The sequence below is a fragment of the Streptomyces lateritius genome (assembly GCF_014649715.1).
Taxonomy (GTDB): Bacteria; Actinomycetota; Actinomycetes; order Streptomycetales; family Streptomycetaceae; genus Streptomyces; species Streptomyces lateritius.
The window spans coordinates 11604-34574 of the sequence record NZ_BMTO01000020.1 but is presented as its reverse complement, the minus strand read 5'-3'; the positions used below and the strand labels follow the sequence as shown (position 1 = coordinate 34574).

The following is a 22971-nucleotide window of genomic DNA, read 5'->3' as shown; positions in this document are numbered from 1 at the left end:
GGGCGCCCCCCGCACCATGTGCGGGGGGCGCCCCTTCCGGCTGCGGGTCACTTGCCCTCGACGGTGACCTTCTCGTCGTTCTGGATCTGCCCCACCAACTGCTTCACCTTCGGCATGTCCCACTTCAGGGACCCCTGCGGCGCGCTCCCGGAGATCGGGATGTTCATCGACTTCCCGTCGCCGCCGCTGATCCCCTTCATCGCGAAGAACATCTTGCCCAGGTCGTACAGCGACATGTCCTTGTCGACGATCAGCGTGTCCAGGCCCGCGCCCAGCGTCGGGTACAGCGTGAACGGGTTGAGGATGGTGCCCGGTGTCGCCGCCTGGTTGGCCAGCGCGGAGAGGAACTTCTGCTGGTTCTTCGTACGGGCCAGGTCGGACTCGGCGAAGGCGTAGCGGGTACGGACGAAGGCCAGGGCCTGCTCGCCGTTGAGGGTCTGCTCGCCCGCCTGGAAGTCGGCGCCGGACTTCTTGTCCTTGAAGCCCTTCTCGATGTTCATCTCGACACCGCCGAGCGCGTCCACGATGTTCGCGAAGCCGGCGAAGCCGATCTCCGCGTAGTGGTCGATGCGCAGACCGGTGTTGTACTCCACCGTGCGGACCAGGAGCTCGGGGCCGTCCATCGCGTACGCGGCGTTGAGCTTCGAGCCGCCGCGGGCCCCGAACTTCTTCCCGGACTCCGAGCCGACGAAGGAGGGGATGGTGACCCACGAGTCCCGGGGGAGCGAGATCATCGTGTTCCCGCTGCCGCACGCGGCGAGGATCATCATCGAGTCGGTCCGCTTGCCCTCGGCGGAGCCGGTGTGGAGCTTCTTCTTCTCCTCGGCCGACATGCCCTCACGGCTGTCGGAGCCGACGATCAGGTACGTCGTGCAGTCGCCCTCGGCCGGCCGCTCGATGACCTTGGAGAGATCGACCTCGTTGCGCATCCGCGAGCTGGCCCACGCGTACGTTCCGACGCTCCAGCCGACGACCGCCACGACCAGCACGATCGAGCCGACCTTCATGCGGCGGCGCCAGTCCGGCGCGGGCTGTCCCGGCCGCCCCGGCCGCGGGGAGTACTGCGGCGGTACGCCGCCCCGGCCGCCGCCCTGGGGTGCGCCGTAGACCTGGCCGGTGTTGTACCCGGAGTCGTACCCCGGGCCCTGGCCCTGGTCGAAGCGCGGGTCGTACTGCGGCGGCTGCTGGGGGACCTGCGGACGCTGCACATGGCGCATCGCGCGCGCCCCCTCGGGCTGCGCGTCCGCGCTGCCACGTCCGTAGCCGCGATTCTGTCCGCGGTCGTCGCTCCACCCATCATTCATGCGGACCAGTGTGCCGTCCGGCCAGGTCGGGCCGACAGGGTGGGTGGAGTATCGGGTCACCGCTGTTGCCAAGCTGATGCAAAGGGGACGCCGCAGGGACCGCGCGGGGGCCCGGCATAAGGTGGAGGGCATGACAGATCAGGGCGATATTCCGGGCAAGCCCACCTCCGCGTCCCGCACCACCCTCAGCCACATCATGACCAGCCACGACACCAACCTCCTGGGCACCGTGCACGGTGGTGTGATCATGAAGCTCGTCGACGACGCCGCGGGCGCCGTCGCCGGCCGGCACTCGGGAGGGCCCGCCGTCACCGCCTCCATGGACGAGATGGTCTTCCTGGAGCCGGTACGCGTCGGCGACCTGGTCCATGTGAAGGCCCAGGTCAACTGGACCGGCCGCTCCTCCATGGAGGTCGGCGTCCGCGTCCTGGCCGAGCGCTGGAACGAGTCCACACCCGCCCAGCAGGTCGGCTCCGCCTACCTGGTCTTCGCCGCCGTCGACGCCGACGGCAAGCCGCGCGTCGTACCGCCGGTGATCCCCGAGACCGAGCGGGACCAGCGCCGCTACCAGGAGGCCCAGATCCGTCGCACCCACCGGCTCGCCCGCCGCCGTGCCATCAAGGAGCTGCGCGAGCGCCGCGCGGCCGAGGGCTACGAGGACTGACCGCCCCCGGCCGGCACCGCGCGACGAGCTCTACGGGCAGACCACCCGGTCCCCGGTGACCGCCTCGAACGGCCCGGTCCGCCTCTCCTCCGCCCGGACCGGCTTCACCGCCCTGTAGTCCAGGCCCGCCGTCACCCGCAGCGTTCCGCCCTGCCCCTTCACCGCCCGCAGCTCCGCCTCCGGCAGCGCCGCCGCCAGGGACTTCGCCGAGCGGTCCCAGCGTGGGTCGTACTCGACGAGCGTGCGCCGCAGCTCCGGGCCGTCCGCGGTGCGCGGGGCGCGCGTGGTGTCGAAGCCCGTGGCCCGCAGCGCGTCGTCCACCCGCCGGCCCAGTCCGTCGAGGCGCGTCCCGTTGTAGACCTGGACGCGGATCGTCTTCGGTGCCACCTCCACCACCGACCGCTGGGGACCGGTCTTCGACGCCTCCGAAGCGGCGGGCTTCGGTACGGTCAGCGGCCGGTCCTCGCGCAGCGCCTGGAAGAGCTTCTGCGCCTTGGGCGCGTCCCACTTCACCGTCGAGCCGATCCCCTCCACCTCGAAGGCGACGTCCCCGACCGGTACCGAGACGAACTCCGACGACGCGGGGGTGAAGCCCCGCATCCCCTTGGCGAGGGCCAGCATCTGGTCCGTACCGAAACCGCGGTCGGCGCGCACCGAGCCGAGCATCGTCGTGGAGACCTGCCGGAAACGCACCGGGTTGAGCAGCACCCCGCCGGTCGTCATCCGGTCGATCAGCGCGGCGAGGAAGCGCTGCTGGCGCTGCATCCGACCGAGGTCCGACGCCCCGTCGACATGGCGGGAGCGGACGTACTGCAGTGCCTGCCCACCGGTCAGCTCGTGCGTGCCGGCCGCCAGGTCGAGACCGGTGTGGGTGTCCTTCAGGGGCCGCGCCGTACAGATCTCCACCCCGCCGACGGCGTCGACCGTCTTCATGAAGCTGGTGAAGTCGACCTCCAGATAGTGGTCGATCTTGACGCCCGTCATGCTCTCGACGGTCCGCACCGTCAGAGCGGGACCGCCCTCCGTGTAGGCCGCGTTCAGCTTCACCGGGTGTGCCTGGTGCCGCTCGCCGGTGGTCTCGTCGACGTGCTCGGGCATCTCGGCGTACGAGTCGCGGGGCAGGCTCACCACACTCGCCCGGTCGCGGTCCTCGGAGATGTGGATCAGCATCACCGTGTCGGTGCAGTGGCAGGGTTCCCCGCCGAGCCGGTAGGCCCTGCGCTCCTCCTCGGAGATGCTCTCCCGCCCGTCCGTGCCCACCACCAGCACATTCATGCCGTGCCCGGCCTGGGGGCGGTTCTTCATGTCCTTGAACGGGTCGACCCGGGTGATCCCGGTGTCCAGGCTGGTGACCACCGCGTGCCCGATCCCGCCCGCGCCCAGCACCAGTACGGAGAGTGTCGTCGCCATCCGCATGCCCCACCGCGGCCGCGCGACCGCGGCGACCCGTCTGCCACGGCGAGCCGGTACGGGGCGGGCGGTCGGCCGGGGACGGGGCGTGCGGGGCGGTGTGGGCACCGGGGGACACCTCCGCGGGTGTGACAGGGAGAACCGTGAGCACCGTAGGCCCATACGATCAGCGCCAGCGGGCACCGGCCCCCGTGACGCGCTCCGTGTCCCCCGTTCGCGGTAACGTGGCGCAATATCCTGCTGTCTCCCGGGGGACGACCCCCGGACCCCCGAGGACCACATGCCTGCCGCTCTGCCGCCCGTCTCCGTGATCATGCCGGTCCTCAACGAGGAGCGGCATCTGCGCAACTCGGTCCGTCACATCCTCGAGCAGGAGTACGACGGCGAGATGGAGGTGGTGATCGCCCTCGGCCCGTCCACGGACCGTACGGACGAGATCGCCGCCGAGCTCGTACGGGAGGACCCCAGGGTCCACACCGTGCCGAACCCCACCGGCCGCACGCCCGCCGCCCTCAACGCGGCGATCCAGGCCTCCCGCCACCCCATCGTCGTGCGGGTCGACGGCCACGGGATGCTCTCGCCGAACTACATCGCCACCGCGGTCCGCCTCCTGGAGGAGACCGGAGCGCAGAACGTGGGCGGCATCATGCACGCCGAAGGCGAGAACGACTGGGAGCACGCGGTGGCCGCCGCGATGACCTCGAAGATCGGGGTCGGCAACGCCGCCTTCCACACCGGCGGCCAGGCGGGCCCCGCCGAAACCGTGTATCTGGGTGTCTTCCGGCGCGAGGCCCTGGAACGACAGGGCGGCTACAACGTGGAGTTCATCCGAGCCCAGGACTGGGAGCTGAACTTCCGCATCCGCGAGGCGGGCGGTCTGATCTGGTTCTCACCGGAACTGCGCGTCCAGTACCGGCCGCGGCCCAGCGTGCGCGCCCTGGCCAAGCAGTACAAGGACTACGGCCGTTGGCGCCATGTGGTGGCCCGCTACCACCAGGGCTCCATCAACCTCCGCTACCTCGCCCCGCCGACCGCCGTCTGCGCGATCGCGGCGGGCCTGGTCGTGGGCGCGACCCTCACGCCCCTCGGCTTCGTCATCCCGGCCGGCTACCTCGCGGCGATCACGGCGGGCTCGGTCCCGGCGGGCAAGGGCCTCCCTCTGAAGGCGCGCCTCCAGATCCCGGTGGCGCTGGCGACGATGCACATGTCCTGGGGCTACGGCTTCCTGACGAGCCCGCGCGCGCTGGCGAGGAAGGTCATCGCGAGCCGCCGTCCGGCGGTCACGTCCGAGAAGGTCTGAGCGACTTCCCGTAAAGGGAAAACGACTTCCGGTACAGAGAAAGCAAGGGCCGGGACCCCTGGGGGGTCCCGGCCTCCGCGTGCCGTACGGCGATGGGGCTCGACGGGTCAGCTCTTGCCGTCCCATCGGTAGACGGAGTAGACGTCCATGCACTCCACCTTGTCGTCGGCGCCCTCCGGGAGGTCGCCCGCCTCGGTCTTCGGCTTCTCGTAGGTGGCGCCCTCGCGCCAGTCCCCGCCGATCACCAGGGTGATGCTCTCGGCCTTGGCGTCTGCCCGGACCGCCGAGCCGGGCAGACCGAGCGCCTTGGCCACGGACAGGGCGTCCGCCTTGCCCTGGTCACCGGCCGCCTTCGGGTACCTGACGATCGTGTCCTTGCGGGGCTCGGCGCTCTGCGAGGCCTCCGCCCCCGTGAAGCCCTTGTCCTTCAGCGCCTTCGCCAGGGTGCCGGCCCGGCCGTCCACGGACATCTGGCCGCCGACGCCGGTGCCGTTGACGACCGTGACGGCCAGGCTGCCCGGCGCCCCCGCCGTCGGGCCCTTCGGCTTCGCGGACGCGGAGACGGTCGGCTTGGCGCCGGCCGGGTCGCCGTTCTTGTCGAAGGCGACGTCGTCGCGGAGCATCGCCCACATCTTGTCGGCGGAGGACTCCACCATCTGCAGCTTGTCCTTGTTCTGCGACCAGGCGACCGTGGGCACCGTCGCCGTCGTGAGACGGTCCAGCTTCACGTTCTTGAGCTGCATCGACAGGTCGAAGAGCTTGGAGACCGAGCGGATCTCGTCGGAGACCTGGAGCGCTTTGGTGGCGGTCTCCGCCAGACCCATCAGCCGCCCGGTGTCGCTCCACGCGTTCTGCTTCTGGAGCTTCTCCATCATGCCGTTCATGTACATGTGCTGGGCCCTGGCGCGGTTCTGGTCGTTGCCGAACGCGTGCCGGGTCCGCAGCCACTGGAGCGCCTGCTCGCCCTTGACCTCGGTGGTTCCGGGGCCGAGCTTCAGGCCCGAGCCGCCCTTGACCTGCCTGGTCGACCGGTCGTGGACGCCGGTCTTCACACAGACCGGGACGCCGCCGACCTCGTCCGCCATCGCGACCACACCGGCGAAGTCGACCATCATCCAGTGGTCGATGTAGACCCCGGTGATGCTCTCCCACGTGGTCAGGGTGCAGCCGGGGCCGCCGCGCTGGAGCGTCTCGTTGATGGGTTTGGTGGTGGTGGCGGGGAAGGGCGTGCCGTCCTCGCCCTTGCACTCCGGGATCGGGACGATCGTGTCGCGCGGGATGGAGACGATGCTGGCGTTCTTCCGGTCCGCGGAGATGTGCAGCAGCATCTGCACGTCGGCGAGGGGCTTGCGGTCCCGTTCGTTCTTGCCGCCGCCGAGCGCCACGTTTTTGGCGTCGGCACGGCTGTCGGAGCCGATGAGCAGGATGTTGAGCGGGGTGTCGCCGAGCGCGTTCGGCGCGGCCTTCTTCACACCGCTGTCACCGCCGGCGCGGCTGCCGCCGCGGAGGTTGCCGTTGAGGTGCTCGTAGTACAGGTATCCGGCGCCGGCCGCCCCCAGTATCAGCAGGGACAGGGTCGCGGCGACCCAGCGGAACACCTTGCGCTTGCCGGACTTCTTGGCACGGCGGCGAGACCCTCCGCGCCGGTGACTCGTACGGCTGTCACCACCGCCCCCGCCGCCCTGTCGGCTCCTGCTTCCCTGGCCGCTCCTGCCCCCCGCGTCGCCCCGGCCGTCGTCACTCTTGCCCTCGCCGCTCTTGCCGTCGTCGGCGGCACCGGCGTCGGCGCTCCGGGTACCGGCAGCGGCCCCCTCGCCCCCTTCGCCGTAGAGACTCTCGTCCCAGCCCAAATCACGGGCGTGCGGAACGCCTCCACGCGTCCCCTCCCCGCGCACGCTGCTCTGTCCCACCCCTGGTCCCCTCGTCACTTCAGGAGGGCGCCGTGCCCCGGCGTATCCGGGTCACTCGGCGCACACCTTCTTGTCGGCTTCCACCTTGTCGACGTCCGGCACCTTTGCCGGACCGGTGATGGGCACCCCCGCGCCCTTGAAATCGGCACCGAGGACCAGCTCCATGGGCGCCCGCTCCGCGGCGGCCTGCGTGCCCGGCTTCAGCGCCGTGGCGGGCAGACCCATCATGTCCGCGAGCTTGCGCGCCTGGTCGGCCTGGTTCGGTGCGTATGTGAGTGTCGTCTTCGCCGCCTTCTCGGGGGCGTTCGCCTTGTTCGTGGAGCGCGTGACGCCCTGTTCGTTCTGCAGCCAGTCGATCGTCTTCTGGGCCGCGCCCCGGATGCCGCTGCCGTTGTAGACGTCGACGCGCACGTCGACCGCCTCGGCGCGCGGTCCCTGCAGCAGTTTCGCCTGGGCCTGCGCCTGGGCGTTCTTGGCGTCCTGCTGCTTCCTCTTCACCTCGGTGAACGAGACGTCGTTCTGCAGCATGCTGAACACCTCGGGGGCCTTCTCCGGGTGGAGGACGACCGTCGCCCGCTTCGTCGGAGGCTCGTCGGGGTTGTCGATCACCGGAACGGTCATGAAGCTGATGTTCTTCAGCTCGACCTTTCCGAGCTCCTTGGCCAAGGTGGTCAGCTTCATCGCGCTGCCTATGCCCTTGTCCACCGTGAGCGCCTTGGTGGCCGCGTCCGCCACCGCGAACAGTTTCGTCGGGCTGTCCAGCGTGTCTTCCTTCAGCTGCCGGATCATCGACGCGAGGAACTGCTGCTGCTGCTTGATCCGGTCCAGGTCGCTCTCGTTGCCGAGGCCGTGACGGTTGCGGAGGAACGCGAGCGCGTCCTCGCCCTGGATCCGGTGCTCCCCCGCGGGGAGGTTCAGCTTGGAGTAGGCCTTGTCGTGGATGGGCTTCTTCAGGCAGACGCTCACCCCGCCGACCGCGGTCGACAGGGTCTTCACGGCGTTGAAGTCGACCATCATGAAGTGGTTGATGTCCAGGCCGGTGATCTGCTTGACGGTGCGCATCGTGCAGCCCGGGTCGCGTCCGTCCACACCGAACGACTCGTTGAACTTCGTGGTTCCGGTCGAACCGGGGATGACCTTGGTCGACCCGTCGGCCTGCTTGGTCGGGCAGTCCGGGATCTCGATCTTGAGGTCACGGGGGATGCTCAGCGCCGTCGCGTTGGTGCGGTCCTCCGAGACGTGGAAGAGGAACGTCGTGTCGGCGTGGCCGGTGACGTTGTCCTTGTTCCCGTAGCTCTCGTTGCCCGCGCCGGTGCGGATGTCGTTGCCGATGATCAGGATGTTCAGCGGCCCGTCCATCGTCTGGGCGCCGGCTGCGTCCCCGACGTCGACGGTGTTGATGTTGGCGTTGAAGTGGTCGTAGACGAGGTACGCGCCCAGGCCGCCGACGAGGACCACGACGGCCATCGTGCCGCCCACCCACATCAGGGCCTTCTTCTTCCCGGACTTCTCCGGCCTGCGCTTGCGTCGCCCCGGGGCCGGCTGACCGCCGCCCGGCTCCGCGGCGCGTCGGCGGCGCTGTCCGGGTACGGGCGCCTCGGTGGCGGTGCGGTCGCGCTCGGCGGTACGAGACCGCCCGGCCGTACGGGAACGCCCCGCCGACGGCTCGGCGGAGCCCGGTCCTGCGGCCTGCGCGCCGACGGCGCTTCTCTGGCCGGGGGTGGTGGACCTACGGGGCCGGGACGGCGTCTGCGGCTGCTCAGAGGAGTGGCTCAGTCGCAGTTCGTAGTTGCCCGTCTCCGGGTTGAGCACCCACTGGTCGGCGGGGTCGATCTCGTCCGCCTGTCCACGGCTGTGCGCGTCCACGGTTACTTGAATCCTCCGTCGGTGCCACGCGAGGCGCCTCCCCCGTCGGGCGCTCGGTCGTTCGATCCGTTGAGTGCGGCGACCACGAGGTCGGGAGCACCGGATCGCGTCACACTATCCGCCCAGTTCAGCGTGGGGCGACGTCCGTGACAAATTCCACGCCCCTTACAACCGGGCAATTTGCTCAAACCTCATCGACAACAGCCCTCCCCTTGGAACGCGCTTTACTCATGCGCGCTCATTGGCACCCACCCGCACTCGCCCGCCCCTACGTGCACACGCCCTCCGCCGCGTTGCGCCCCGAGAACGTCGGCGTCGGCGCGGGGCTCGCCGAGCTTGTGTCGTCCGGCTTCCGCTTGCCGCCCGGAGTCACGGTGACGGCCTTGTCCTCCCGTAGCCGCTTGAAGAGCTGACTCGCCTTGGGTTGTACGAGTTCGTCCCGGTTCGCGTTGTACGAGTAGGGCCGCCGCGGCACCGTGAGGAACTGCACCTTCTCCGTGGGGATGCTCCGCATCGAACGCGCCAGGTCGTACAGGTCCCGCAGCGAGTCGAGTCCCGCGTCGGTGGTGATCGACTTGGTCGCCGCGTCCAGGACCGGGTAGAGCCGGGTCGGGTTCAGCAGAACGCCGTTGCTCTGCATCTTGTTGACCAGCGCGCCGAGGAACTGCTGCTGCCGGTCCATGCGTTCGGTGTCGCTGCCGTTCCCCAGCGACTTGCGGGCCCGTACGAAGCCCAGGGCCTGCTCGCCGCGGAGCGTCTGGCGCCCGGCCGGAAGCCGCAGATGGGCGTCGTCGTCGTCGATCGGCTCCTTGAGGCAGATCTCCACCCCGTCCACCGCGTCGACCATCTTCTTGAAACCCTGGAAGTCGATCACCATGTGGTGGTCGATCCGGATCCCGGTGAGCCGCTCGACGGTACGGATCGTGCACGCCGTGCCGCCGATCTCGAAGGCCGAGTTGAACTGCGCGAACTGCTCCCGTGTGCGGGTCCCGTCCGGCTGGCGGCAGCTCGGCATCTTCACCATCAGGTCGCGGGGGAGGGAGACGGCCGTGGCGCTCGACCGTCCCGCCGAGAGGTGCAGCAGGATCGTGGTGTCGGAACGCTGGGTCCCCTTGTCCTTGCCGTACTTCTTGTTGCCGGGCCCCGCCCGGGTGTCGGAGCCGATGAGCAGGATGTTCTGCGCCCCCTTGACGGCCGGGCTGGGGCGCTCCTTGTCGTACTTGAGCAGTTCGGCGGCGGCGTCGGTGTCGGTGGTGATGTTGTTGTCGAGCTTCCGGTAGAGCCACCATCCGGCACCGGCCGCCGCGATGACGAACACCGAGACCCCCAGCGCCGTCCAGCGCAGCCAGTGACCCCTGCGCCACCCTCGGCCCCTGGGGGCGGGGCCAGGGCCGGCCGGCTCGTCCTCGGCGGGAGTGCTGGTCGTCTCGTCCTCGTCCGGGGTGTCCGGTTCGGCGGGCGTGCCAGGACTGTCCGTCACGTCTGAGTCCGTCCTTGATGGCGTCGGCGGCGCGCCGGGCCGCCGGTCGCAGAGGTAGACGGCTGAACCCGGCGCATGGTTGTGCGGGTGGGGTAGCTACCGCCGATCATGTACCGGACTGGAGGCGTGGACCCGGGGACTCGGCGAGTCGGTGCGCCATACGGGTGGAACCTCGGCGGGTCGCGTGGGTCGCGCGGGTCGTGGCGGTCGCGCCGCTCGTGGGGGTCGTGCCGGTCGTGCGGGTGGTCACACCGCGGTCGCGGTGACGCGCTCGCTCTCCACCCGCTTGTCGAGCGCCTCGGGCGCCAGCCGGTCCAGGTTCCGGCACAGGACGACGGAGGCCCCGGCGGCCAGCGGCGCGTAGAGCCCGGCGGAGATCCCCTCCCAGGTGTCGTACGGACGCGCCGAGAGCAGCCGTCCCCCGGGCGCGAGGCCGAGGGCCTCGGCGTCCGCACGGGCCCGCTCGACGAGCTGGGCACCCGTCAGTTCCGTACCGCGGACGACGAGGGCCGGAGCGTCCGCGTCGACCGGGACGAACGGGGCGAACCGGTCGCCCTGGCTCGGCACTTCGACCGCGTAGTCCGCGTATCCGGCGGGCGGGGCGGGGAAGCGGCGGCCCAGCGGGGCGAGGGAGAGCGCGATCCGGTCTCCCGAGCAGGCCAGACCCGCCTCCAGGGTGTCGGGGCCCGCGACGACGTGGTCTGCGTCCGCCGGGTCGCCGCCGACCTCGGCGGTCACGCCCACGGACGAGCAGGCCAGCAGCCAGACGGCGGTCTGCCAGTGGGCGGGGAGCAGCAGCGCGAGCCGGTCGCCGGGGGAGGCGGACAGCTCGCCCTGGAGCAGGTTGGCCGTCTTGGCCACCCAATTGGCGAAGGTGGCGACGGACAATTCCACGCGCTCACCGGTGGCGTCGTCGTAGAAGGTGACCAAGGGGCGGGCGGGGTCCGCGGCGAGCGCGGATCGCAGCAGGTCGGCGGGGGTGCGGTCGCTGGCGTTCACGCGGGCAAGGGTACGCGGGGAGGGGCGCGCGGACCCGCCGTACCGGTGACGTCGTCCACCGGTCGGACCGATTCCTCGTCAGTTGGGGGAGTGAATCCCGCCGAGCGGAACGCGCCGGGGCTGCGGACGATCGCCTCATGCGTGCCAACCTCGTTTCCTCCGTCGCCGTCACGTGTACGGCGGCGCTCGCCCTGCCGCTGTCCCTCGTGACCCCGGCGGCGTCGCTGCCGCCGGCCGGTCCGGTCGACATGGTCTCCGTCGATTCCGTCGATACGGACGTCGCCGGGTCCACCCAGTCGCTGCCGCTCGGGCCGATCGGGACCACCGACCGGGCCGTCGGCGGTACGGCCACGCAGGGGCTGACCCGACGGGACGTCAGACCCTTCTCGCTGCTCGGTGTCGTCTGGGACGACGCCCGTGCGCACCTGCACGGCACGGTCCAGGTCCGTACCCGGGCCGCCGGCGGCTCCGAGTGGTCGCCGTGGCAGGACGTCGAGATCCACAACGAGGAGCACGGGGCCGACCCCGGCACACCGGAAGCCGATACGGCCGCGCTGCGCGGTTCCACGGCACCGCTGTGGGTGGGTGAATCGGACGGCGTCGAGATCCGCGTACAGCCGCAGGCCGAGCGGGACGCGGCGCCGCTCCCGGCCGGACTGCGCCTCGAGCTGGTGGACCCGGGCCCGGAGCGCGCCGCCCCGGGATCGCGGTCGGGGGCGGCGACCGAGGCGACGGCGGACAGTGCGAGGGGTGCGGCTCAGGCGGCGCCGACCGTGGAGGAGGCGGCCGCCTCCGCCGTGAACGCGCACCTCGGTGCCCCGTCCGGCGCGAGCGTCATCCCGGCCCTTTCGCGGGCGGCGACGGTGACGGAGGCGACGGAGGCGGTTCTCGGGGCGGCCGCCGCGAAGCCGTACATCGGCCCCCGACCGAAGATCATCACGCGCAAGGGGTGGGGCGCCGACGAGAAGATGCGCGCGAAAAGCTTCGTCTACACCAAGGCGGTCAAGGCGGCCTTCGTTCACCACAGCGCCACCGGCAACAACTACACGTGCCGTCAGGCCCCCTCCCTCCTCCGGAGCATCTACCGCTACCACGTCAAGAGCAGCGGCTGGCGTGACTTCGGCTACAACTTCGCCGTCGACAAGTGCGGCAACATCTACGAGGGCCGTGCGGGAGGCGTCGCCAAGCCGGTGCTCGGCGCCCACACGCTCGGCTTCAACACCAACAGCATGGGCATCGCGGTCCTCGGTTCCTACAGCTCGACGGCGCCGCCGGCCGCGGCGGTGAACGCCGTGGCGAAGCTGACGGCGTGGAAGCTGGGGCTGCACGGGGCGAACCCGAAGGGCAAGACGACGCTCACCTCGGGCGGCGGGAACAAGTACAAGAAGGGCAAGAAGGTCAAGTTCAACACCATCGCGGGCCACCGCGACGGATTCGCCACGGAATGCCCCGGCGGCCGTCTCTACAGCAAGCTCGGCGCCACCAGGACGGCCTCGGCGAAATACCAGGGCCGCCCCTGACCCCGCTCGGCGCGGCCCTACGCGCTCGCCGGGGCAGGTCCACGTGTCCGCCGACGCGGCTCCCCGCAGGTCCCCGCTCCGCCGGAGCGCTGAGGCCTTCCCCGCAGGTCCCCGCTCCGCCGAAGCCGCCGGACACGGACTCGGCCACCAGCCCGCCCACCGGGGCCGGCTCCCCTCCGCCCTCCCCGAGGCCGGTCGCACCGCGACCACGCGGCCTCCGCCCCGTTACGCTCGTACCCATGGCCGGCCGCTTCCTCCCACGTCCCACCCGCACCACTGTGCGCGGCGGCCACGTCCCCGTACCCGCCGCCCGGGCGCCCCATCCCCCGGCCGGCCTCGCCCGCCGCTGGACCCCCGACGCTCCCACCGACCTCGGTCTCACTCTCGGCCCGCTCCGCCGCGGCCCCGGCGACCCCACCTTCCGTACGACCCCCGACGGCTCCGTCTGGCGCGCCACCCGCACCCCCGTGGGCCCCGGCACCCTCAGGGTCTCCCTGCGCCCGAGCGAGGGCGTCGCCGAGGCCGAGGCCTGGGGCCCGGGCGCCGAGTGGCTCCTGGACCAGCTCCCGCAGCTGCTCGGCGCCGAGGACGACCCGGGCGCCTTCACCCCGCGCCACCGCCTCCTCGCCGCCACCCACCGCCGCCGCCCCGGCCTCCGGCTGACCCGCACCGGCCTGGTCATGGAGTCGCTGATCCCCTCGATCCTGGAACAGAAGGTCACGACGGACGAGGCCTACCGCGCCTGGCGGCTGCTGGTACGGAAGTACGGCGAACCCGCCCCCGGCCCCGGCGACCGACTCCATGTGATGCCCGACGCCCGCACCTGGTCGCTCATCCCCTCCTGGGAGTGGCACCGCGCCGGCGTCGACAACAAGCGCGCCGCCACCATCCTGCGCGCCGTCAAGGTCGCCCGCCGGATGGAGGAGGCCGCCTCGATGGAGTCCCGGCAGGCCCAGGAGCGGCTGGAGTTGATCCCGGGCATCGGCCCGTGGACCTCCGCCGAGACCGTCCAGCGCAGCAACGGCTCCCCCGACGCCGTCAGCGTCGGCGACTACCACCTGCCGAGCATCGTCGGCTACGCCCTCGCGGGCGATCGCACCGCCGACGACGCCGCCATGCTCGCCCTTCTGGAGCCCTACGCGGGCCAGCGCCACCGCGCGGCCCGCCTCATCCTCCTCAGCGGCCACATCCCGCCCCGTCGCGCGCCCCGGATGACCCCCGGGAACATCGGAGCGCTGTAGGCGCGGCTCAGCGCACCTCGATGAACCGGCCCGCCTGCCGTGCCGGCCTGTCCTTCGGCGGCGCCGCCGGGTGGCCGACCGCCACCGCGCCCATCGGGTCCCACTCGTCCGGGAGTCCGAGGACCTCCCGTACGACTTCCCGGCAGAACATCGTCGAGGACACCCACGCCGAGCCGAGCCGTTCCCCGGCCAGCGCCACCAGGAAGTTCTGTACGCCGGCGCCCGCCGCGACCACGAACATCTCGCGTTCGGCGGTGTCCCTGCGCGCGTCCCCGTAGTGGTGCGAACCGTCCATGACCAGGCAGGGCACGACCAGGTAGGGGGCGTTGCGCAACACGTCGCCGCGCCGCACCCGCCGGGCGATCGACTCCTCCGGCCTGCCGTCCCGGCGCAGGTCCGCCACCCAGGCGTCCCGCATCGCGTCGAGCAGCCGGGTCCTGGACTCCGCCGATTCGAGGAGCACGAAACGCCAGGGCGTGGTGTGGTGCGGGGCCGGCGCGGTGACGGCCGCGGCGACGGCACGCCGTACGGCACCGGGGTCCACCGGTTCGTCGGTGAACTCCCGGACGGTGCGGCGCAGGGTCACCGCCTCGCGTACGGCCTCCGAGGTCCCCAGCCGGAACATGTCGTCGGCCGCGCTCCGGACCAGCGCCCGGGCGCCCTCCTCGACGTCGCCGACCAGGTGCGGCAGCCCGCGGACCACGGCGACCGGCATCCCGCTCGCCTTGCCCTTCACGAGGTCACCGGCCGCGGCGAGTTCGTCGGCGGTGGCGACCACGGTCGCGCTGAGCGGATTGCCGTACGTGTCCGTGCCGCCGCGCAGGTCGTCGAGGACGCGCACGCCGGCCGCGCCGATGGCCACGTCGGTCAGTCCGCTGCGCCAGGGCCGCCCGAAGGTGTCCGTGACGACGACACCGACGTCGACCCCGAGCGCGTCCCGCAGCCCTTCACGTACCGCGCGGGCCGAGGCGTCCGGGTCGACGGGCAGCAACAGCACCGTCCCGGCAGGGGTGTTGGAGGCGTCGACCCCGGCCGCGGCCATGACCAGACCCTGCCGGTTCTCGACGATCCGAAGCGCCCCGCGCCGCGCGACCACCCGCACGGTCTCGGCGTCGATCGCCTCCTCGCGGTCGTCGGCGGCGATCACCCGCCCCTCGGCCTTGCTGACGATCTTCGACGTGACGAGCAGCACGTCCCCGTCCATGAGCCCCGGTGAGACGGAGGCGATCAGCTTCGCCAGATCGTCCCCCATCCTCACCTCAGGCATCCCCTCCAGCGCCCAGACCCGATAGGAACGCCCCGTCCGGGCCTGCGCACCCTCACCGGCCGGAGCTTCACCGTCGGCGCCCCTCCGGCTCCCGCCTCCGAGGACCTCCGGCCCGCCGCTCGCCGTCGCCTCCCCCGTGCCGTCAGCAGGACCCCTCACCCCCGGACCTCCTCCGCGAGCGTCAGCGCCTCACGGGCCATCGCCACGGTGGCCTCCAGGTCCGTCATCATCAGCGGCACCGCCCGGCAGCGGATGCCCGCCGCCTCGACGTCGGCGACCGTACCCGCGTCGACCGTGTCGACCAGCCAGCCGTCGAGCAGACCGGAGCCGTAGTGCTGCGCCACCGCCGCCGCCGTGGCCTCCACGCCCACCGCCGCGAGCACCTTGTCGGCCATGCCGCGTACGGGCGCGTCGCCGACGATGGGGGAGAGGCCCACGACCGGCACGCCCGCCTCCGCGATCGCCTCGCGGATCCCCGGCACGGCCAGGATCGTGCCGATCGACACGACCGGGTTCGACGGCGGGAAGAGGATGACGTCCGCCTCCGCGACGGCCTCCAGCACTCCGGGCGCGGGCTTCGCGCCCTCCGCGCCGACCGGCACGACGGCCTGGGCGTCCACCGAGGCCCGCAGCTTCACCCAGTACTCCTGGAAGTGCACCGCCCTCGACTCGCCGTCCACCTCGATGGCGACATGCGTCTCGACCCGGTCGTCGGACATCGGCAGGAGCCGCACGCCCGGCTGCCAGCGGGCGCAGAGCGCCTCCGTGACCGCGCTCAGCGGATAGCCGGCGCCCAGCATCTGCGTACGGACGATGTGCGTGGCGAAGTCGCGGTCGCCGAGGCCGAACCACTCCGGCCCCACCCCGTACGCCGCGAGCTCTTCCTTGACCGTGAAGGACTCGTCCGCACGGCCCCAGCCCTGCTCCTCGTTGATCCCACCGCCGAGGGTGTACATCACCGTGTCCAGGTCGGGGCAGACCTTCAGCCCGAAGAGATGGATGTCGTCACCGGTGTTGCCGATGACCGTGATCTCCGCGTCCGGCGCGGCCTGCTTGAGGCCGCGAAGGAAGCGGGCACCACCGATGCCCCCGGCCAGAACCACAATGCGCATGCGGAGCAGTCTGTCAGGCGGTCACGGTCACCGGGGCCGCCGGGGCGCATTGCGCCTGGAAGGATTCGTGCATCGGCATCTCGGTCAGGCCGGGGAAGTACACGTGCAGGCTGACCGCCGGTTCGAGGGAGTCGTTGACGACCTCGTGGATGTACCCCGGCGCGAAGACGCGCTGCGCGCCGGCCCCGAGCGTCCGCACGCCCCGCTCCGTACGCTCCGTCAGCTCGCCCTCCAGCACGGTCAGTACGCCGGACGAGCGGCCGTGATCGTGCGGCCCGCTGCCCTGTCCGGGCACCCAGGACAGCAGCCAGACCTCGTAGCCCGGGCCGGTGCGCAGCCGGTGGTACCAGCGGGTGGTGGCGTCGTACTCGACGTGGGGTGCCCACTGCGCGCGGTCGGCGGCGATGGTGCGGGCGAGGCCGGCGAACTCGGCCACGGTGGCGGGGTGCTCGCGGGCGGGCTGCAGGAGGTGCTGGACCTCGAGGATGTCGCCGGCGATCTGAAGGTCGCTGTCGCTGTTCATGGGTGCGGTGGTTCCTCAGCAGAAGTGCAGGGTGTCGCAGATCAGGGGGAAAGCGGAACGCAAGGCCGTGCGGAGAGGCGAGGCTGTGCGGGCTGGAGCGCTACGGCATCAACAGCTGGGACAGCAACAGCGACAGCTCGTCTGGACAGCGCGGCGGAACCCACGGGCGTGGGTCGCGGAGGGCGCTGAGGTCGCTGGCATGGAATCAAAGGTGACGGCAGGGGGCGCCGACTGTCAACTCAATGCCCGATTTGGCGGCATTGTTTCACCTCATCCGGTCACCCCGTCTGGAGAAAGGTTTGTGCAGCCGGAAGGCGGGACACATGGCGCAGCAGCCGGGCCTGTAAACACGGCTGCCGGTCCGTGATCAGACTGTGATCCGGATCGCTTCCGTGGCTGGATCGCAACAAGATCCTCTTCTCGGACGTCCCCCCTTGGGGAGGGGCGGCCCTCCTCGGAGAGGAAGCGGAGAGGAGGCGGTGCGGCCAGGCCGGTGGCATGTGTCAGGTTTTTGGTGATTTGAACACTTTCCGCATAGCCTTGGTTCCGCAGAGTGAATACCGGGCCCAATAGCAGATTCCGGCTTGACTCGCTCAGAGCACGAACTTGTAATTTCACTCGTGTCGTTCGGCCGAAATCGGTAGCGGCAACATCACGGGGACGCAAAGACAGACGAGGGGCGCACATGACCGAGTTGTTCCAGGAACTGCTGGTCGAGGACGCGGACGCCGAGGAACTCGGCTGGCAGGAGCGCGCGCTGTGCGCCCAGACCGATCCCGAGTCCTTCTTCCCCGAGAAGGGCGGCTCGACCCGCGAGGCCAAGAAGGTCTGCCTCGCCTGTGAGGTCCGCTCCGAATGCCTCGAATACGCCCTGCAGAACGACGAGCGATTCGGCATCTGGGGCGGGCTTTCCGAGCGTGAACGCCGCCGACTGAAGAAGGCCGCGGTCTGAGAGGACCCCCCCGGCCGGACACCCCGCCGGACTCCCGGCGGACACCCCCGGCCGGCGCCCGCGCGTGCGCCCCGCCAATCCGCGCACACCCGTACACAACGAACGGTCCGCCTCCTGTGCTCTGTCCACAGGCGGCGGACCATTCTGTTGCCAGCCGTTAGTGTGGGGCCCCGTCCGAGACGTACCCACGCCCCCCGCGGGCGACCCCCGGCCGGAGGGCCCGTACCTCGATGTCCTCAACTCCCGAGTTTCCGCGACACGTCGTCACCGCCGTGATCGTCGCCCACGACGGCGCCCGCTGGCTGCCGGACGCCCTCGCCGGGCTGCTCGCCCAGGAACGCCCCGTGCAGAACGTCGTCGCCGCCGACACCGGCAGCGCCGACGACTCCGCGCAGCTCCTCGCCGACGCGATCGGCCCCGACCGGGTGCTGCACCTCGCACGCCGTACGGGCTTCGGCGCCGCCGTCGAGGAGGCCGTCCGGACGGCGCCCGCGCTCGGACCCGAGGAGCTCCCGTATCTGAAGCGCCCCAGCGGCTGGGACCCCGTCAGCAGGACCTGGAGCGACGACGCCTACGACCTGCCCGAACTCCCGCACGGCGAGCCCGTGCAGTGGCTCTGGCTGCTCCACGACGACTGCGCCCCCGAACCCGACGCGCTCGCCGAACTGCTGCGCGTCGCCGACTCGGACACCTACGCCGCCGTGGTCGGACCCAAGCTGCGCGGCTGGTACGACCGCAAGCAACTGCTCGAGGCCGGCGTCTCCATCGCCCGCAGCGGCCGCCGCTGGACCGGCCTCGACCGCCGCGAGCAGGACCAGGGCCAGCACGACCAGGTCCGCTCCGTCCTCTCCGTCTCCAGCGCCGGCATGCTCGTACGCCGCGACGTCTTCGAGGAGCTCGGCGGCTTCGACAGGCGCCTGCCGCTCATGCGCGACGACGTCGACCTGTGCTGGCGCGCCCACTCCGCCGGCCACCGCGTCCTCGTCGCCCCCGACGCCGTCCTGCGCCACGCCGAGGCCTCCGCCCGCGAACGCCGCACCGTCGACTGCGCCGGCCGCTCGGTCACCAACCCCCACCGCGTCGACAAGGCCGGCGCCGTCTACACGCTGCTCGCCAACACCCGCGGCGCCGCCCTGCCCTACGTCCTCGTCCGCCTCGTCCTCGGCACCCTGCTGCGCACCCTCGCCTACCTCGTCGGCAAGGTCCCCGGCCAGGCCGTCGACGAGGTCATGGGCCTCTTCGGCACCCTGCTGCGCCCCGAGAAGATCCTCGCCGCACGCAAGCGCCGCAAGAACCCCGCCGTCACGGCGAGCGAACTGCGCCCGCTCTTCCCGCCGCCCGGCGCGACCGTCCGCGCCACCGCCGAGCAGATCGTGGCCAACTTCGGCGGCTCCGACGCCGACGCCGGCGGCTCACGTCACGGCGTCGTCGAGTCCGGACCCGGCGGCGACGACGCCGACTTCCTGGAGATCGAACAGTTCGCCCGGCTCAAGAAGATCGTCCGCAAGCCCGGCCCGGTTCTCTTCGCTCTGCTCCTGCTCGTCTCCGTCGTCGCCTGCCGCGGCCTGTTCGGCGGCGGCTCGCTCGCGGGCGGCGCCCTACTGCCCGCCCCCGACTCCGTCGGAGACCTCTGGGATCGCTACGCGGACGCCTGGCACGCCATCGGCACCGGCGGCACCCAGACCGCGCCGCCCTACCTCGCCGTCCTGGCCGGACTCTCCGCGCTCTTCCTCGGCTCCACCTCCTTCGCGCTCACCCTGCTGCTCGTCTGCTCGGTCCCGCTGGCCGGCTTCACCGCCTACTTCGCCGCCCGTCCGATCGTCGAGTCCCGGCTGCTGCGCGCCTGGGGCGCCATCGCCTACGCCTTCCTGCCCGCCGTCACCGGAGCGCTCGCCGCCGGCCGCCTGGGCACCGCCGTCCTCGCCATCATGCTTCCGCTCATGGCCCGCGCCGCCGTCGCCGCCCACGGGCTGACCGGTCAGGCCCGGGGCAGCTGGCGCGCCACCTGGGCGTACACCTTCCTGCTGACCTTCACGACGGCGTTCACGCCGATCGTCTGGCCGCTCGCCGTCGTCCTCGGCGTCGCCGTGCTCGTCCTGCGCCGCGGTGACATCACGGCGTACGGTCTGCGCTTCCTCGCCACCGTCGGCACCCCGGTCCTCGTCCTCGCCCCCTGGTCGCTCTCGCTGCTGACCAGCCCGGCCGCGTTCCTGCGCGAGGCCGGCCTCGACATCCGTACGGGCACGGCCTCCGCCCTCGACCTGCTCGGGATCAGCCCCGGCGGCCCGGGCACCACCGCCGGCCTCCTCCTCGTCGGCATCGTCCTCGCCGCCCTCGCCGCGCTGTTGCGCGAAGAGCGGCAGTTCGCCGTCCGCGCCGCCTGGGCCGCCGCCCTCGCCGGGCTCCTGTTCGCCGCCCTGTCCAACGGCGCCGGCGGCACGGGCTGGGCCGGACCCGCCACCCTCGTATACGGCGCGGCCCTTCTCGCCGCCGGCATGATCGGCGCCGAGGGCGGGCGCACCCGCGTCGCCGCCCACGGCTTCGGCTGGCGCCAGCCGGTCGCCGCCCTCATCGCGCTGGCCGCCGCCCTCGGTCCGGTCGTGGCCGCCGCCACCTGGATGATCGGCGGCGCCGACGGCCCGCTGACCCGGCGCGACCCGGTCCAGGTCCCCGCGTTCGTCGCCGAGGAGAGCGACACCCGCGACCAGCCCCGCACCCTCGTCCTCGGCGGCACCTCGCCCGGCGAGGTCGCGTACACACTGGTCCGCGGCTCCGGCGCACGCCTCGGCGACGCCGAACTGGCCGCCGCCGACGGGGGCGACCCGCGCCTGGACAAGGTCGTCGCCCACCTGGTGGCGGGCTCCGGCGCCGACCAGACCGAGGAACTGAGCGGCTTCGCGATCCGCTACGTCCTCGTACGGGACGGGGCACCGCGCCAGATGAGCCGCGTCCTCGACGCCACGCCCGGCCTCAGCCGTCTCAGCCAGCTCGACGGAAGCGCGCTGTGGCGCGTCGACCGCGAGGTCGCCCGCGCGACGATCACCCTCCCCGGGGCCAAGACCGCGGACGCGGCGGTCAAGCCGGTGGCCGTCGCCGCCGGACCCGTCGAGGCGCACACCACGGTCCCGGCGGGCCCCGCCGGCCGCGTCCTGCGCATCGCCGACCGCGCCGACGAGGGCTGGACCGCCACCCTCGACGGCAAGGAACTGAAGAAGACCACCGTCGACGGCTGGGCCCAGGGCTTCGAGCTGCCGACCGGCGGCGGCCGCCTCGACCTCACGTACGACGAGCCGCTCACCCACAGCCTGTGGATCTGGACGCAGGCCGGCCTCGCCCTCGTCCTGCTCGTCCTCGCCCTGCCCGGACGGCGCCGCGAGATCGACGACGACCTGCCCGAGGAGGAGGTCGTCATTCCGGCCCAGGCGATGGAGGGCGACGGCCGCCGAGCCCGCCGCCTGCGTGCCGCCGCCGAAGCGGAGGCCGCGTCGACCGCCGTGGAGGAGCAGACCCCGGAGCCCGCCGCCGTCCCCGAACAGCAGACGTACGCCGCCGAGGATTGGCGGCAGCAGCCCCGACAGCAGCAGCCACAGGAGCAGTACGCCCAGCAGGGGCACCCGCACCAGTACCCGGAGTACGCGGCTGACCCGTACCAGCAGGGATACGACCAGCAGCAGTACCAGCAGCAGTACGACCAGCAGGGGCACCCGCAGCAGTACGACCAGCAGGGGTACCCGCAGCAGCCGTACGACCCGTATCAGCAGCAGGGGTACGACCAGCAGCCGCACGACCACCAGCCGCACGACCCGCAGCAGCGGTACGAGCAGCAGCAGGCGTACGACCCCTACACGTACGGCTACGAGACCGAGCAGCGTCCCGACGGGAGCAGCAACCAGTGAAGCGCACCACCCTCTCCCTGATCGCGGTCGCCACCGCCCTCGCCGCCGTCACCGGCTTCGCCGCCCTGACCGCGCCCGACGGCACCACGAAGGCCCCGGACATCGCGGTACAGCCGCTGCCCGTGGAGCGCTCCAGCCTGCTGTGCCCCGCGCCGAGCACGTCCGAGGTGGCCGAGACGGCCTACACCTCGTACACCCCCCAGGGGAAGCCCGGCACCGCCGGATCCTCCGGGACCTCCGCCGCCGCCAAGGCCGAGCTGAAGCCCGCCGCCTCCGCCGCCACTCCGGGCGGATCGACGGCCAAGAAGCCCGCCTCCAAGGCCCCGGCCACCGTCACCCAGCCCGGCACACCCGTCTCCGCCGAGGCGAACGGCGGTGCCGCCCCCGCTCTGACCGGCTCCGCGACCGGCACCCTCGCCCCCGGCTGGACGGTCCAGCAGACCACCGTCGTCCCGGCCGGCGGCGCCCGCGGGCTTCTCGGCGTCACCTGCACCGCCCCCGACACGGACTTCTGGTTCCCGGCCGCCTCCACGGCCAAGGACCGCCAGGACTACGTCCACCTCACCAACCCCGACGACACCGCCGCCGTGGCCGACATCGAGCTGTACGGCCCAGAGGGCGCCCTCCCCTCGCAGCTGACCGAGGGCATCCCCGTCCCCGCCCACTCCAGCGTCCCCGTCCTGCTCTCCACCCTCACCGGGGAGAAGCCCGCCGCCGACGTCACCGTCCATGTGACGACCCGCAGCGGCCGGGTCGGCGCGGTCATCGGCTCCGCCGACGACAAGCTCGGCAGCGACTGGCTCCCCGCCGCCGCGGACCCCTCCAGCACCGCCGTACTGCCCGGCATCCCCGCCGACGCGACCTCGGTGCGCCTGGTGGCGTACGTGCCGGGGGAGGACGACGCCGACCTGAAGATCCAGCTGGTCGGCGAGACCGGCACGATCGTCCCGGCCGGCGCGCAGTCGCTGCACGTGAAGTCGGGCATGACCGCGGCCGTCGACCTCCCCGACCTCACCCGGGGCGAGGTCGGCTCGCTGCTGCTCACCCCGTCGGACGCCAAGAAGCCCACCCCGTTCGTGGCCGCCCTGCGCGTCGTGCGCGGCAAGGGCGAGAAGCAGGAGGTCGCCTTCGTCCCGGCGACCGCCGCCATCTCCGCCCGTGCCACCGTCCCCGACAACCGCTCGGCCGGTTCCACCCTCGCGCTGACCGCCCCGGGCGCGACGGCCGAGGTGAAGGTCACCGCCTCGGCGGGCACGGAGGGCGGCACCCCGGTCTCCAAGACCTTCACGGTCAAGGCCGGGACCACGACGGAGGTCGGCGGGTTCGTCCCGACGGGACTGAAGGGCTCCTACGCCCTGACCGTCGAACGGCTCTCGGGCGGCCCCGTCCACGCCGCCCGGGCCCTGGTCCTGCCCCAGGACGGCATCCCCATGTTCACGGTCCAGACCCTGAGCGACGACCGCGGCACGGTCGAGGTCCCGAAGGCGAAGCAGGACCTCTCCGTCCTGGACGACTGACGCCCGACGA

General features: G+C 72.1%; 16 protein-coding genes. 7 read left to right on the top strand and 9 right to left on the bottom strand.

All coding sequences use genetic code 11. The features are described 5' to 3' along the window. Positions 1 to 47: 47 nt before the first annotated feature. Positions 48 to 1304, bottom strand: coding sequence for an LCP family protein (locus IE136_RS31390; RefSeq protein ID WP_189601996.1), 1257 nt, complete (start codon positions 1302 to 1304; stop codon positions 48 to 50). A 130-nt stretch (positions 1305 to 1434) separates the two neighbouring features. On the opposite strand from IE136_RS31390, the gene IE136_RS31385 reads away from it, so the two are divergent. Then, positions 1435 to 1968 (top strand): acyl-CoA thioesterase, encoded by a 534-nt coding sequence (locus IE136_RS31385; RefSeq protein WP_158987894.1) that lies wholly within the window; start codon positions 1435 to 1437, stop codon positions 1966 to 1968. Positions 1969 to 1998: 30 nt separating this feature from the next. Here IE136_RS31385 and IE136_RS31380 read toward each other — a convergent pair whose 3' ends face one another. Next, complete coding sequence (locus IE136_RS31380; RefSeq protein WP_443070355.1) at positions 1999 to 3486, bottom strand: LCP family protein; 1488 nt, start codon at positions 3484 to 3486, stop codon at positions 1999 to 2001. A 172-nt stretch (positions 3487 to 3658) separates the two neighbouring features. Here IE136_RS31380 and IE136_RS31375 point away from each other — a divergent pair, with 172 nt between their 5' ends. After that, a complete protein-coding gene (locus tag IE136_RS31375; protein WP_158987892.1) occupies positions 3659 to 4678 on the top strand; it encodes a glycosyltransferase family 2 protein in 1020 nt (339 codons plus the stop codon). Between the two features lie 107 nt (positions 4679 to 4785). Here the strand turns inward: IE136_RS31375 and IE136_RS31370 are convergent, their stop codons facing one another. From IE136_RS31370 to IE136_RS31355, 4 genes are all read right to left on the bottom strand, one after another. Next, positions 4786 to 6588: an LCP family protein gene (locus tag IE136_RS31370; RefSeq protein WP_189601995.1), complete on the bottom strand. Its 1803-nt coding sequence runs from the start codon at positions 6586 to 6588 to the stop codon at positions 4786 to 4788. 51 nt (positions 6589 to 6639) lie between these two features. Beyond that, positions 6640 to 8454 (bottom strand): LCP family protein, encoded by a 1815-nt coding sequence (locus tag IE136_RS31365; protein WP_189601994.1) that lies wholly within the window; start codon positions 8452 to 8454, stop codon positions 6640 to 6642. A gap of 268 nt (positions 8455 to 8722) precedes the next feature. Further along, positions 8723 to 9934: an LCP family protein gene (locus IE136_RS31360; RefSeq protein ID WP_158987888.1), complete on the bottom strand. Its 1212-nt coding sequence runs from the start codon at positions 9932 to 9934 to the stop codon at positions 8723 to 8725. 246 nt (positions 9935 to 10180) lie between these two features. Beyond that, positions 10181 to 10933, bottom strand: coding sequence for a TIGR03089 family protein (locus tag IE136_RS31355; protein ID WP_189601993.1), 753 nt, complete (start codon positions 10931 to 10933; stop codon positions 10181 to 10183). Between the two features lie 137 nt (positions 10934 to 11070). Between IE136_RS31355 and IE136_RS31350 the strand changes: the two genes are divergently transcribed. Together IE136_RS31350 and IE136_RS31345 are read left to right on the top strand one after the other, a co-directional pair. After that, on the top strand, positions 11071 to 12453 hold the full coding sequence (locus IE136_RS31350; RefSeq protein WP_189601992.1) for a peptidoglycan recognition protein family protein: 1383 nt from the start codon (positions 11071 to 11073) through the stop codon (positions 12451 to 12453). A gap of 239 nt (positions 12454 to 12692) precedes the next feature. Next, positions 12693 to 13694, top strand: a complete 1002-nt coding sequence (locus IE136_RS31345) for a DNA-3-methyladenine glycosylase family protein (RefSeq protein WP_158987886.1) — start codon at positions 12693 to 12695, stop codon at positions 13692 to 13694. Between the two features lie 7 nt (positions 13695 to 13701). Here IE136_RS31345 and IE136_RS31340 read toward each other — a convergent pair whose 3' ends face one another. The 3 genes from IE136_RS31340 to IE136_RS31330 are packed head-to-tail and all read right to left on the bottom strand — an operon-like array spanning position 13702 to position 16596. After that, complete coding sequence (locus tag IE136_RS31340; RefSeq protein WP_158987884.1) at positions 13702 to 15120, bottom strand: coenzyme F420-0:L-glutamate ligase; 1419 nt, start codon at positions 15118 to 15120, stop codon at positions 13702 to 13704. Continuing rightward, a complete protein-coding gene (gene cofD / locus IE136_RS31335; RefSeq protein WP_158987882.1) occupies positions 15117 to 16073 on the bottom strand; it encodes a 2-phospho-L-lactate transferase in 957 nt (318 codons plus the stop codon). The genes IE136_RS31340 and cofD overlap by 4 nt, the downstream gene beginning before the upstream one ends. A 13-nt stretch (positions 16074 to 16086) precedes the next feature. Then, positions 16087 to 16596: a cysteine dioxygenase gene (locus IE136_RS31330; RefSeq protein WP_189601991.1), complete on the bottom strand. Its 510-nt coding sequence runs from the start codon at positions 16594 to 16596 to the stop codon at positions 16087 to 16089. Positions 16597 to 17281: 685 nt separating this feature from the next. On the opposite strand from IE136_RS31330, the gene IE136_RS31325 reads away from it, so the two are divergent. From IE136_RS31325 to IE136_RS31315, 3 genes are all read left to right on the top strand, one after another. Continuing rightward, positions 17282 to 17548, top strand: coding sequence for a WhiB family transcriptional regulator (locus tag IE136_RS31325; RefSeq protein WP_158987878.1), 267 nt, complete (start codon positions 17282 to 17284; stop codon positions 17546 to 17548). A gap of 230 nt (positions 17549 to 17778) precedes the next feature. Further along, positions 17779 to 21444, top strand: coding sequence for a glycosyltransferase family 2 protein (locus IE136_RS31320; protein WP_189601990.1), 3666 nt, complete (start codon positions 17779 to 17781; stop codon positions 21442 to 21444). Beyond that, positions 21441 to 22961 (top strand): DUF5719 family protein, encoded by a 1521-nt coding sequence (locus IE136_RS31315; RefSeq protein ID WP_189601989.1) that lies wholly within the window; start codon positions 21441 to 21443, stop codon positions 22959 to 22961. The genes IE136_RS31320 and IE136_RS31315 overlap by 4 nt, the downstream gene beginning before the upstream one ends. Positions 22962 to 22971: the final 10 nt, after the last annotated feature.